Origin of the sequence: Streptomyces sp. AC602_WCS936, assembly GCF_019049125.1 — a bacterium.
GTDB lineage: Bacteria > Actinomycetota > Actinomycetes > Streptomycetales > Streptomycetaceae > Streptomyces.
In genome coordinates, this window is the sequence record NZ_JAGMUF010000105.1 from 22,723 (window position 1) to 34,909 (window position 12,187).

Sequence of the window (12,187 nt, forward strand, 5' to 3'; positions counted from 1 at the left end):
GTAAGGAGCCGCTGTGATCAAGGTCGTACGGGGCAACCCCACCCCCGAGGAGCTGGCCGCCGCCTTGGCGGTGGTCCGCGCCCGCGCCGCGACGTCGACCGCCGAGCCGTCCGGCACCGAACCCCCGCGCGACGCGTGGTCCGACCCGTCCCGCATCGCGGCGACCCACCTGCCCCACCCGGGCCCGGCCTCATGGGGCCGCACTTACTGGCCGAGCTGAGGCGGAACGCCCCAGAGGCGCGGGGAACCGCGCACAGTGGGACAACGGGGGGCGCCCATTTGAGTACCGCTACTCAGGCGCCCCCTGCCGCTCAAGCCCCACGCTGGTGGCATGCTGTGGTCCGACCCCGAGAACGAGCCGCCCGAGGAACTGCGCGACATGCAGCACATGCTGCGGCGGCTGAGCGTCCTCCTGGCCACGGCCATGCTGCTGGCGATGATCGTGCTCGGCCTGGGATGAGCCGCACCGGCACTGGTCGCTAACCTGACCCCATGACCGCTCAGCGCCGCAGGCGACTCGTCCTCGCCTCCCAGTCCCCGGCCCGCCTCGGCCTCCTCCGTCAGGCCGGACTCACCCCCGAGGTGCTCGTCAGCGGCGTCGACGAGGACGCCGTCACCGCGCCCACCCCGGCCGAGCTCGCCCTGGCCCTCGCCGAGGCGAAGGCCTCCGTCGTGGCCGCCAAGCCCGAGGTGCACGGCGCGCTCGTGATCGGCTGCGACTCGGTGCTGGACCTGGACGGGCAGGCGCTCGGCAAGCCTGCGGACGCCGAGGAGGCCACCGCCCGCTGGAAGGCGATGCGCGGCCGCGCGGGCACCCTCCAGACCGGCCACTGCGTCTGGGACACCGCTTCCGGCCGCCACGTCTCGGCCACCGCCTCCACCGTCGTCCGCTTCGGCGAGCCGACCGACGAGGAGATCGCCGCCTACGTGGCCTCCGGCGAGCCCCTGTACGTCGCCGGGGCGTTCACCCTGGACGGCCGCTCGGCCCCGTTCATCGACGGCATCGAGGGCGACCACGGGAACGTGATCGGCCTCAGCCTGCCCCTGCTCCGGCGCCTGCTGGCCGAGCTCGGGGTGGGCATCACGGAGTTGTGGGCGCCGGCGGAGGGGTGACCGGGGAGCCGTCGTCCTCCTTGCCGTCGCCGCTCCGCCCGGCCTCGGCCTCGCCCCGGCCGTCGTAGGTCATCAGGAGCAGCACGACGAGGCCCAGTACGACGATCATGAAGACGAAGGCGGCGGGGCCGACCAGCCCCCAGGAGAACGCGCCGAGCAGCCCGTGCACCACGGCCGCGCTGATCAGCAGGATCCGGCCGAGGCCCGCGGGCGACCGGTCGCGCACCGCCACCAGCAGGGCGACCAGCCCGCACAGCGCGAAGTAGAGCCCGAAGACGACCCCGCCGATCTTCGAGGACACGGACATCACGTCCGGGTCGAGACCGGCCAGGGACATGTCCTGGCGGTCGACGACGATCCCGAGGAACCAGTTCAGCGCCGCGACGCCGACCGCCTCCGCGAAGAGCACGACCGCCACGGTCCACGCCACCGGCCTGCGCACTGTCACCGGTCCCCACCCACTTTCGACCGCTGCCGCACACGGCAGCTGTTACCCCAAGTACGTTCGAGACATCCGGAACGCTACTAACGGGTAAACCTCGCGACAAGGGTTCTGCCGCGAGCAAAGAATCATTGGGCCATTCGTAGGGACTCCACAAAGAAACAGAGTGGCCCGCAGCACCCTCTTACAGAGACCTTGCCCACACCGGGGGGCTAGGGTTTCCCCGAGGAGTCCTGCGTATCGCGGTACGACAAGGGCTTTCGCGGGTCGAGCGAGCCTCGAATCACGCTCCGTGTGGGCAAGCTCACCATTGGGGACGGGTCGAAGTGCCGTGTCGGCAGTCCCTAAACTCGGCTTGTTTCAAGGAGGGAGCCTCAATCGTGCGCAAGGTGCTCATCGCCAACCGTGGCGAAATCGCTGTCCGCGTGGCCCGGGCCTGCCGGGACGCCGGGATCGCGAGCGTGGCCGTCTACGCGGACCCGGACCGGGACGCTCTGCATGTCCGCGTCGCTGATGAGGCGTTCGCCCTGGGTGGTGACACCCCTGCCGCCAGCTATCTGGACATCTCCAAGGTCCTCAAAGCCGCGCGGGAGTCCGGCGCGGACGCCATCCACCCCGGCTACGGCTTCCTCTCGGAGAACGCCGAGTTCGCGCAGGCGGTGCTGGACGCGGGCCTGATCTGGATCGGCCCGCCGCCGCAGGCCATCCGCGACCTGGGCGACAAGGTCGCCGCCCGGCACATCGCCCAGCGCGCCGGCGCCCCGCTGGTCGCCGGTACCCCCGACCCCGTCTCCGGTGCCGACGAGGTCGTGGCGTTCGCCGAGGAGCACGGCCTGCCGATCGCGATCAAGGCCGCCTTCGGCGGCGGCGGGCGCGGTCTGAAGGTCGCCCGCACCCTCGAAGAGGTCCCCGAGCTCTACGACTCCGCCGTGCGCGAGGCGGTCGCCGCCTTCGGCCGCGGGGAGTGCTTCGTCGAGCGCTACCTCGACAAGCCCCGGCACGTGGAGACGCAGTGCCTGGCCGACCAGCACGGCAACGTGGTCGTGGTCTCCACCCGCGACTGCTCGCTCCAGCGCCGCCACCAGAAGCTCGTCGAGGAGGCCCCCGCGCCCTTCCTCTCCGACGCCCAGATGGCCGAGCTGTACTCCGCCTCCAAGGCGATCCTCAAGGAGGCCGGCTACGTCGGCGCCGGCACGGTGGAGTTCCTCGTCGGCCTCGACGGCACGATCTCCTTCCTGGAGGTCAACACCCGACTCCAGGTCGAGCACCCGGTCACCGAGGAAGTCGCCGGCATCGACCTGGTGCGCGAGATGTTCCGCATCGCCGACGGCGAGAAGCTCGGCTACGACGACCCCGCCCTGCGCGGCCACTCCTTCGAGTTCCGCATCAACGGCGAGGACCCCGGCCGGGGCTTCCTCCCCGCCCCCGGCACGGTGACCACGTTCGCCCCGCCGACCGGCCCTGGTGTCCGCCTGGACGCCGGCGTCGAGTCCGGCAGCGTCATCGGCCCGGCCTGGGACTCCCTGCTCGCCAAGCTCATCGTCACCGGCCGCACCCGCAAGGAGGCCCTCCAGCGCGCCGCCCGCGCCCTGGAGGAGTTCACCGTGGAAGGCATGGCCACCGCCATCCCCTTCCACCGCGCGGTCGTCACCGACCCGGCCTTCGCCCCCGAGCTGACCGGCTCGTCCGACCCGTTCACGGTCCACACCCGCTGGATCGAGACGGAGTTCGTCAACGAGATCAAGCCCTTCACCGCCCCCGCCGACGCGGAGACGGACGAGGAGACGGGCCGCGAGACCGTGGTCGTCGAGGTCGGCGGCAAGCGCCTGGAGGTGTCCCTCCCGTCTTCGCTCGGCATGTCCCTGGCCCGCACCGGACTGGCGGCCGGCGCCAAGCCCAAGCGCCGTGCGGCCAAGAAGTCCGGCCCCGCGGCCTCCGGCGACACCCTCGCCTCGCCCATGCAGGGCACCATCGTCAAGATCGCCGTGGAAGAGGGCCAGGAGGTCCAGGAGGGCGACCTGATCGTCGTCCTGGAGGCCATGAAGATGGAACAGCCCCTCAACGCCCACAAGTCCGGCACCATCAAGGGTCTGGGTGCCGAGGTCGGCGCCTCGGTCACCTCCGGCGCCGCGATCTGCGAGATCAAGGACTGATCACCCGCACCGCACCACACGACGGGGCGCCCGGCGGACACCGACACTCTCGGTCCGCCGGGCGCCCCGTCATCGCTGCCGGGGACGCGACGGACCGTACGGAGGGTCAGCGTCGGCGCAGGTCCGCGACGCGCGCCCGTTCCGCACCGGCGTTCTGCTCGGCCATGGCCGCGGCCGACCGCAGCCCCGCGGCGGCGCCCGGGACCTGACGGCGCGGCCCCGGAAGCGGCACGTCCCGGCGCTGCTGACGCGCCGGGACGGAATCACCCCCCGAGGCCCCGGAGCCCCCCGCCGCACCCGCCCCCGCCACGGCGATCTGCACACCCTGGTCCGCCAGGGCCTGCAACTCGGTGGCGCAACGGTCGTCGTGGCCGGGCGGTTCGTCCGTGACCAGGCGGGTGATGACGTCCGTGGGCACGGTCTGGAACATGGTGTCGGTGCCCAGCTTGGAGTGGTCGGCGAGCACCACCACCTCGGCGGCGGCCTGCACCAGCGCGCGGTCGACGGAGGCCGACAGCATGTTGGACGTGGACAGCCCCCGCTCCGCCGTCAGCCCGCTCCCGGACAGGAAGGCCTTGGACACCCGCAGCCCCTGGAGGGACTGCTCGGCGCCCGACCCGACCAGGGCGTAGTTGGACCCCCGGAGCGTGCCTCCGGTCATCACCACCTCGACCCGGTTGGCGTGGGCGAGGGCCTGGGCCACCAGCAGCGAGTTGGTGACGACGGTCAGCCCGGGCACCCGCGCGAGCCGGCGCGCCAGCTCCTGCGTCGTGGTCCCCGCCCCCACCACGATGGCCTCGCCCTCTTCGACGAAGCCCGCGGCGAGGTCGGCGATGGCCGTCTTCTCGGCGGTCGCGAGATGTGACTTCTGCGGAAAGCCGGATTCCCGCGTGAAACCGCCCGGCAATACCGCACCGCCGTGCCGGCGGTCGAGGAGTCCTTCTGCCTCCAGTGCGCGCACGTCCCGCCGTACGGTCACTTCGGAGGTCTGGACGACGCGGGCGAGCTCACGGAGCGACACGGCCCCGTTCGCTCGCACCATTTCGAGGATCAATTGGCGACGTTCTGCAGCGAACACGAAACTGACAGTAACCCCAACGACCGTCTGCTTTCAGCAGTATGCGCCGAATAACAGAAGTTGTTCGCACGGCAGAGGCGGAAGTGGTATACGCGCCTACCCGAGCCGCCTATGCCGCCCGCAAGCGCCGCAACTCCCCGTGACCGGTGGGGATTCGATTCCGGCCGCGACGACCGCCGCTCAGCCCTCCCCGCCGGCCTTCCGCGTGTGCAGCTGCCGCGCGACCTCCGCGATCGACCCCGAAAGAGACGGGTACACGGTGAAGGCGTTCGCGATCTGTTCGACCGTCAGGTTGTTGTCGACCGCGATCGAGATCGGATGAATGAGCTCCGAGGCCCGCGGCGCCACCACGACACCACCCACCACGATCTCGGTACCCGGTCGGCAGAAGATCTTGACGAAGCCGTCCCGGATGCCCTGCATCTTGGCGCGCGGGTTGCGCAGCAGCGGCAGCTTCACCACGCGGGCGTCGATCTTGCCGGAGTCGACGTCGGCCTGCGAGTACCCGACGGTGGCGATCTCGGGGTCGGTGAAGACGTTGGCGGAGACGGTCTTCAGGTTCAGCGGAGTGACCGCGTCGCCCAGGAAGTGGTACATGGCGATCCGCCCCTGCATGGCGGCCACCGAGGCCAGCGCGAAGACGCCCGTGACGTCACCGGCGGCGTACACGCCGGGAGCCGAGGTCCGCGACACCCGGTCGGTGCGGATGTGCCCGGAGTCCTTGAGCTTGACCCCGGCCTCCTCCAGCCCCATCCCCTCGGTGTTGGGGATGGCACCGACGGCCACCAGACAGTGCGACCCGGTGATGACGCGCCCGTCCGACAGCGTCACCTCCACCCGGTCCCCCACCCGCTTGGCGGACTGGGCCCGGGACCGCGACATGACGTTCATGCCACGCCGCCGGAAGACGTCCTCCAGCACAGCCGCCGCGTCCGGGTCCTCGCCGGGCAGCACCCGGTCCCGCGACGACACGAGCGTGACCCGCGACCCGAGCGCCTGATAGGCACCGGCGAACTCGGCTCCGGTCACACCCGACCCGACCACGATGAGCTCCTCGGGCAGCTCGTCGAGGTCGTACACCTGGGTCCAGTTCAGAATCCGCTCACCGTCGGGCCGCGCGTCCGGCACCTCCCGCGGATGCCCACCGGTGGCGATGAGGACCGCGTCGGCGGTCAGCGTCTCCTCGCTCCCGTCGGCGGCCCGCACCACGACCTTCCGCGACCCGTCGAGCCCCTGCATGCCCTCCAGCCGCCCACGCCCGCGCATGACCCGAGCACCGGCACGCGTCACGGAGGCGGTGATGTCGTGCGACTGCGCCAGTGCGAGCCGCTTCACCCGCCGGTTGACCTTCCCCAGGTCGACGCCCACCACCCGGGCGGCCTGCTCCATGGGCGGGGTGTCGTCGGCGACGATGATCCCCAGCTCCTCGTAGGACGAGTCGAAGGTGGTCATCACCTCAGCCGTGGCGATGAGGGTCTTGGACGGCACGCAGTCGGTCAGCACCGACGCCCCGCCCAGACCGTCGCAGTCGACGACGGTCACCTCCGCGCCGAGCTGAGCGGCCACGAGCGCCGCTTCGTATCCGCCGGGTCCGCCGCCAATGATCACGATCCGAGTCACGTACTCCATTGTCCCGCACCCTTCAACGTCGGGCCGCCCGGGGGCGCAGTCGTTACAAGAACGGCGCGTACCCTCTCCCCATGTCGCTCTACGCCGCGTACGCCGGCAACCTCGACGCGCGGTTGATGACCCGCCGCGCCCCGCACTCGCCGCTGCGCGCGACCGGCTGGCTGAACGGGTGGCGGCTGACCTTCGGGGGCGAGCACATGGGCTGGGAGGGCGCGCTGGCGACGCTCGTGGAGGACCCGATCTCCCAGGTCTTCGTCTCCCTCTACGACATCGCGCCGATGGACGAGGACTCCCTGGACCGCTGGGAGGGCGTGGGCCTGGACGTCTACCGCCGCACCCGCGTCCGCGTCCACACCCTGGACGGCGAGGAGCAGGCCTGGACCTACGTCTTGAACGCCTACGAGGGCGGCCTGCCCTCCGCCCGCTACCTGGGCGAGGTGGCGGACGCGGCCGAATCGGCCGGCGCACCCCACGACTACGTCATGGAACTGCGCAAACGCCCCTGCTGACCCCTGCCGAACGAGCCTCTCGTCAGAAACAACAAAACAACAATCACAATCCCGTGAGCTCCGTCATCTACGCGCGTAGGCGTAAACCGGCTACCCTCTTCGGCGTGAACGCATCTCTTCTTCCGGACGACATCCAGGGCGACCCCTACGCCGCCGCCGACGCCGCCGCGGCCCGCCTGCGCGAACTCACCGGCGCCGAGTCCCACGACGTAGCCCTCGTGATGGGCTCCGGCTGGGCACCGGCCGTGGACGCCCTGGGCGCCCCCGAGGCCGAGTTCCAGGTCACCGACCTGCCGGGCTTCCCCAAGCCCGCGGTGGAGGGGCACGGCGGCAAGATCCGCTCGTACGCCCTCGGCGACAAGCGCGCGCTGGTCTTCCTGGGCCGCACCCACTACTACGAGGGCCACGGCGTGGCCGCCGTCTCCCACGGCGTCCGCACCGCCGTCGCCGCCGGCGCCAAGACCGTGGTCCTGACCAACGGCTGCGGCGGCCTGCGCGAGGGCATGCGCCCCGGCCAGCCGGTCCTGATCAGCGACCACATCAACCTCACCGCGACCTCCCCCATCGTCGGCGCCAACTTCGTCGACCTCACCGACCTCTACTCCCCCCGCCTGCGGGCCCTGTGCAAGGAGGTCGACCCCACGCTGGAGGAGGGCGTCTACGCCCAGTTCCCCGGCCCGCACTACGAGACGCCGGCCGAGATCCGCATGGCCCGCGTCATCGGGGCCGACCTGGTGGGCATGTCGACGGTCCTGGAGGCGATCGCGGCCCGCGAGGCCGGCGCGGAGGTGCTGGGCATCTCCCTGGTGACCAACCTCGCGGCGGGCATGACGGGGGAGCCGCTGAACCACGAGGAGGTCCTGCAGGCAGGCCGCGATTCCGCCGCGCGGATGGGTGCGCTGCTGACGCAGGTGCTGGGGCGGTTGTAACCGGGGGCCCTCCGCCCCCGGCGCCCCTGCGGGCGGGAGTCCACGCCCGGCACCTCTTCGGCACCCGGCGCGGGTGTGGGCGTCAGGGGTGGGTGCGCAGCCCGGCGCGACGGGGTGCCGCTGCGCCCACCCGTGCCGCCCCAGCGGCACGACTGCCCGCAGCTGGGGCGGGATGGCGACTGCCCGCAGCCGCGCGCGATGGCGCGGCACCCGCGCACCCCCGCGTGGTCGGACAGCCGCGTACGGCGGGAAGGGGACGTGTCGGGGGGTGTCCGCCCGCAGCGGTTGGCGCGTCCGCGCCGTTCACCCCCGTAGCCGACCGATTCCGCGCCGTTCCGAGGACGGACACCCCCCGGCGCGGCCCCGACCCACCCACCGAACCGAAGGCGCCACCCGCAGCGGCGCCGCAGGCATCCGCACCCACACCAACGAGAGGCTGACCGACGTGTACGACGACGACCTCCTCGCCCGGGCCAAGGCATGGCTGGCCGAGGACCCCGACTCGGACACCCGCGCCGAGCTCGCCACCCTCATCGACACCGAGGACCACACCGAGCTCACCGCGCGCTTCGCCGGCACCCTCCAGTTCGGCACCGCCGGCCTGCGGGGCGAACTCGGCGCCGGCCCCATGCGCATGAACCGCGCCGTCGTCATCCGCGCCGCCGCCGGCCTCGCCGGGTACCTGAAGAAACAGGGCCACACCGACGGCCTCGTCGTCATCGGCTACGACGCCCGCCACAAGTCCGAGGACTTCGCCCGCGACACCGCCGCCGTCGTGACCGGCGCCGGCCTGCGCGCGGCCGTCCTCCCCCGCCCTCTCCCCACCCCCGTCCTCGCCTTCGCCATCCGCCACCTCGGCGCCGTCGCCGGCGTGGAGGTCACCGCCAGCCACAACCCGCCCCGCGACAACGGCTACAAGGTCTACCTCGGCGACGGCTCCCAGATCGTCCCCCCGGCCGACGCCGGCATCGCCGCGGAGATCGACGCCGTACGCTCCCTGAACGACGTCCCCCGCCCCACCACCGGCTGGCAGACCCTCGGCGACGACGTCCTCGACGCCTACCTCGCCCGCACGGACGCCGTCCTCGCCCCCGACTCCCCCCGCACCGCCCGCACCGTCTACACGGCGATGCACGGCGTCGGCAAGGACACCCTCCTCGCCGCCTTCGCCCGGGCCGGCTTCCCCGCCCCCGCTCTCGTCACCGAGCAGGCCGACCCCGACCCGGACTTCCCGACCGTCGCCTTCCCCAACCCGGAAGAGCCCGGCGCGATGGACCTCGCCTTCGCGAAGGCCCGCGAGACGACCCCGGCCCCCGACCTGGTCATCGCCAACGACCCCGACGCCGACCGCCTGGCCGTCGCGGTCCCCACCCTCCTCTCCGAAGGGGCCGGTACCGACTGGCGCATGCTCCGCGGCGACGAGGTCGGCGCCCTCCTCGCCGCCCACCTGGTCACCCGCGGAGCGCAGGGCACGTTCGCCGAGTCGATCGTGTCCTCCTCCCTCCTCGGCCGCATCGCCGAGAAGGCGCGTCTCCCCTACGAGGAGACCCTCACCGGCTTCAAGTGGATCGCCCGGGTCGACGGCATCCGCTACGGCTACGAGGAGGCCCTCGGCTACTGCGTCGACCCGGAGGGTGTCCGCGACAAGGACGGCATCACGGCGGCCCTCCTGATCACGGAACTGGCCTCCACCCTCAAGGCGGAGAACCGCACCCTCCTCGACCTCCTCGACGACATCGCCGTCGAGCACGGCCTGCACGCCACCGACCAGCTCTCCGTCCGGGTCGAGGACCTGTCCCTGATCGCCGCCGCCATGCACCGCCTGCGCGAGCAGCCCCCGACCCACCTGGCCGGCCTGCCCGTCACGAAGGCGGAGGACCTCACCCGGGGCACGGACACGCTCCCGCCCACGGACGGCCTGCGCTACACCCTCGACGGTGCCCGGGTGATCGTCCGCCCGAGCGGTACGGAGCCGAAGCTGAAGTGCTACCTGGAGGTGGTCGTCCCGGTCACGGCGCACGCCGACCTCCCGAAGGCCCGCGCGACGGCGAGGGACCTGCTGACGGCGCTCAAGCAGGACCTGTCGACAGCGGCGGGCATCTGACCGCACCGACCGCACCGACCGCACGGCCCCCTCCCCCGTACGTCACCCGATCCCCACGGGGTGCCCCACCCGGCGGCACCCCATCGGGTGATATCCCGCAGCTCATCGACGCACCCTCGCCTTACCCGGCCGCCCTCCGGGCAACGGTGGACCGGAACAGCACCGCCAAGAGCCAGGGAGCCGCCGCCGTGTCCTCGACCGCGCCCAAGACCACCCCAAACGGACACATTCCCGGCACCCGACGCCCTCGGACCCCGCCCACCTCCACGCCACCGCGCAACCAGCAGGCCCGCGCCCGGCACCTCCTGCACACCGCGCGCGAAGCCGCCCGGCACGCCGCCCCCGCCCTCGCCGCCTACCTCGCCGTACGCCTGACGGGTCTCGCGGTACTCGCCTTCTGGGCCCCCCGCCGCCACCAGGACCTGTGGGTCAACCTGGCCGCGCAGTGGGACTCGGACTGGTACCTGGGCATCGCCGACCACGGCTACACCGACGAGCTCGGCACCACTCCCAACGCCAACAACCTGGCGTTCTTCCCGCTCTACCCCGTCCTGGTGAAGGCGGTGGCGGTCCTCACGCCAGGCTCCCGCGCCTCCACGGGGCTCGGCCTCGCGGTCGTCGCCTCACTCGTCGCGGCCTGGGGCATCTTCGCCGTGGGCGACCGCCTGCACGGCCGCCGTGTCGGCGTGCTGCTGACCACGCTGTGGGCGGCGTTCCCGGTCGGCGCGGTGCAGTGGATGGGCTACACGGAGTCACTGTTCACGGCGTGCGCGGCATGGTCGCTGTACGCGGTGCTGACGGGCCGCTGGCTGTGGGCGGCCGGCTGCGCCGCGCTGGCGGGCCTGACCCGCCCGACCGGTATCGCGGTGGCGGCCGCGGTCACGGTGACGGCCCTGCTGCACCTCGCCCGCCACCGCGCCCTGGCACCGCGCGTCGTCGCGGCCGCGGTCCTGGCGCCGCTCGGCTGGTGCGGGTACCTCGCCTGGGTGGGGCTGCGGCTGGGCCGCTGGGACGGGTACTTCGCGGTACAGCGGCTCTGGTACAACGAGCTGGACGGCGGCCTGCGCACCCTGCACCAGTTCCGGTGGCTGCTGTGGCGCGACCCGACCCCGCAGCTGTTCCTGGTGATGGTGACGCTCACGCTGGTCGGGGCGGTGGTGCTGTTCGGCCTGTCGCTGTGGGACCGCCAACCGCCCGCGCTGCTGGTGTACACGGGCGTGGTGCTGGTGATCGTGCTGGGCAGCGGAGGCGTCTACTTTCCGCGCGCCCGGTTCCTGCTCCCGGCCTTCCCGCTGCTCCTGCCGCTGGCCCTGCACCTGTCCCGCGCCTCCCGACGCCACCGCGCGCTGGCGCTGGCGGCAGCGGTGCTGGGCTCGGCGTACTGCGGGGCGTACATGCTCCTGGTCTGGTCGGCGGCGCCTTGACGCACCCGGAACCGCGTCCCCCGACCGCCCCGGGTCGTCACCCCGTGGCCATCAGCACCGCCAACAACACCGCCCCCACCACCACCGGCGCGAGGATCTCGTAGGCCCACCGCACCGTCACCTCGCCCTGCGAGGTCTCGGCCGGCTTCCGCGCCTCCAGCAGGTCGCGCAGCTCGTCCATGATCTTGTCGGCCTCGGCGCGCACCGGCCGGTCCACCGCCGCGTCCGGCTCCGCGCCGTCGATGTCGGTCTCGGCCCCGGACTGCCCGGAGCCGCCGAGCACGCGCCCCCGCCCCCGGCCGGCCCCGGCGGCCCGCCGCGCCTCCTGCCGCGCGGCCTTCTTGCGGCCGCGCAGCGAGACCGGGATGGACCACATCTGGTACTTGTCGCCACCCTCGGTGAGAACCTCGTTGGAGTAGGCCGACCGGAACGAGGCGACCTGCCCCCAGGGGATCACGATCACGCGGAATGGATTGCGCACGCGCAGCCGGTCGTCGTTGGCGAAGACGGCGGGCCGCACGGTGTAGGTGGCGATGAGCGGCACGAGGAACAGCAGCGCCGCGAGCGCCAGCCAGGGGGTGCGCCCCTCCCCGGCGACCAGGGCGTCGATACCGAGCCAGAGGGCGAGGGCGAGCAGCAGAACGCCGCCGGCGATGCCTGCGGGCGAGCGGTAGGCCCGGTCCTTGGACACGGGTACCGGAGGCTGCGGCGACGGTGACTGGGGCTCCGGGGTCGTCATGCAGCCGATTGTGCCCGACGCCATGCACGGCACTGACGCACGGGGCTGACAGGCGGTGCCGGACCGC

The 12,187-nt window shown here is 72.6% G+C and carries 12 protein-coding genes; 8 read left to right on the top strand and 4 right to left on the bottom strand.

Translation table 11 applies throughout. The features are described 5' to 3' along the window. The first annotated feature begins 13 nt into the window (after positions 1-13). From KUM03_RS29395 to KUM03_RS29400, 3 genes are all read left to right on the top strand, one after another. Positions 14-220 (top strand): acyl-CoA carboxylase subunit epsilon, encoded by a 207-nt coding sequence (locus KUM03_RS29395; protein ID WP_217253207.1) that lies wholly within the window; start codon positions 14-16, stop codon positions 218-220. A 111-nt stretch (positions 221-331) separates the two neighbouring features. Further along, on the top strand, positions 332-460 hold the full coding sequence (gene mmpB / locus KUM03_RS38930) for a morphogenic membrane protein MmpB (protein WP_302185910.1): 129 nt from the start codon (positions 332-334) through the stop codon (positions 458-460). Between the two features lie 32 nt (positions 461-492). After that, complete coding sequence (locus tag KUM03_RS29400) at positions 493-1,113, top strand: nucleoside triphosphate pyrophosphatase (protein WP_217253209.1); 621 nt, start codon at positions 493-495, stop codon at positions 1,111-1,113. On the opposite strand, the gene KUM03_RS29405 is transcribed toward KUM03_RS29400, so the two are convergent. Then, complete coding sequence (locus tag KUM03_RS29405) at positions 1,082-1,561, bottom strand: hypothetical protein (protein WP_217253211.1); 480 nt, start codon at positions 1,559-1,561, stop codon at positions 1,082-1,084. The genes KUM03_RS29400 and KUM03_RS29405 overlap by 32 nt on opposite strands. Before the next feature lie 374 nt (positions 1,562-1,935). Between KUM03_RS29405 and KUM03_RS29410 the strand changes: the two genes are divergently transcribed. Beyond that, positions 1,936-3,708: a biotin carboxylase N-terminal domain-containing protein gene (locus tag KUM03_RS29410; RefSeq protein WP_217253213.1), complete on the top strand. Its 1,773-nt coding sequence runs from the start codon at positions 1,936-1,938 to the stop codon at positions 3,706-3,708. A gap of 106 nt (positions 3,709-3,814) precedes the next feature. Here KUM03_RS29410 and KUM03_RS29415 read toward each other — a convergent pair whose 3' ends face one another. Both KUM03_RS29415 and KUM03_RS29420 read right to left on the bottom strand, forming a co-directional pair. Then, a complete protein-coding gene (locus tag KUM03_RS29415; RefSeq protein WP_217253215.1) occupies positions 3,815-4,786 on the bottom strand; it encodes a DeoR/GlpR family DNA-binding transcription regulator in 972 nt (323 codons plus the stop codon). Between the two features lie 180 nt (positions 4,787-4,966). Continuing rightward, positions 4,967-6,415 carry an NAD(P)H-quinone dehydrogenase gene (locus KUM03_RS29420; protein ID WP_217253217.1) on the bottom strand — a complete coding sequence of 483 codons (1,449 nt, stop codon included), beginning with the start codon at positions 6,413-6,415 and terminating at the stop codon, positions 4,967-4,969. Positions 6,416-6,486: 71 nt separating this feature from the next. Between KUM03_RS29420 and KUM03_RS29425 the strand changes: the two genes are divergently transcribed. The 4 genes from KUM03_RS29425 to KUM03_RS29440 all read left to right on the top strand — a co-directional run bounded on the left by KUM03_RS29425 (position 6,487) and on the right by KUM03_RS29440 (position 11,381). After that, entirely contained in the window at positions 6,487-6,924 is a 438-nt protein-coding gene (locus KUM03_RS29425; protein ID WP_217253219.1) for a gamma-glutamylcyclotransferase, read from the top strand. Between the two features lie 104 nt (positions 6,925-7,028). Continuing rightward, complete coding sequence (locus KUM03_RS29430) at positions 7,029-7,853, top strand: purine-nucleoside phosphorylase (RefSeq protein ID WP_217253221.1); 825 nt, start codon at positions 7,029-7,031, stop codon at positions 7,851-7,853. 436 nt (positions 7,854-8,289) lie between these two features. Continuing rightward, positions 8,290-9,957 carry a phospho-sugar mutase gene (locus KUM03_RS29435; protein ID WP_217253337.1) on the top strand — a complete coding sequence of 556 codons (1,668 nt, stop codon included), beginning with the start codon at positions 8,290-8,292 and terminating at the stop codon, positions 9,955-9,957. Positions 9,958-10,145: 188 nt separating this feature from the next. Then, positions 10,146-11,381 carry a hypothetical protein gene (locus KUM03_RS29440; RefSeq protein WP_217253223.1) on the top strand — a complete coding sequence of 412 codons (1,236 nt, stop codon included), beginning with the start codon at positions 10,146-10,148 and terminating at the stop codon, positions 11,379-11,381. A gap of 37 nt (positions 11,382-11,418) precedes the next feature. Here the strand turns inward: KUM03_RS29440 and KUM03_RS29445 are convergent, their stop codons facing one another. After that, positions 11,419-12,120, bottom strand: a complete 702-nt coding sequence (locus KUM03_RS29445) for a PH domain-containing protein (RefSeq protein WP_217253225.1) — start codon at positions 12,118-12,120, stop codon at positions 11,419-11,421. Between the last annotated feature and the right edge of the window lie 67 nt (positions 12,121-12,187).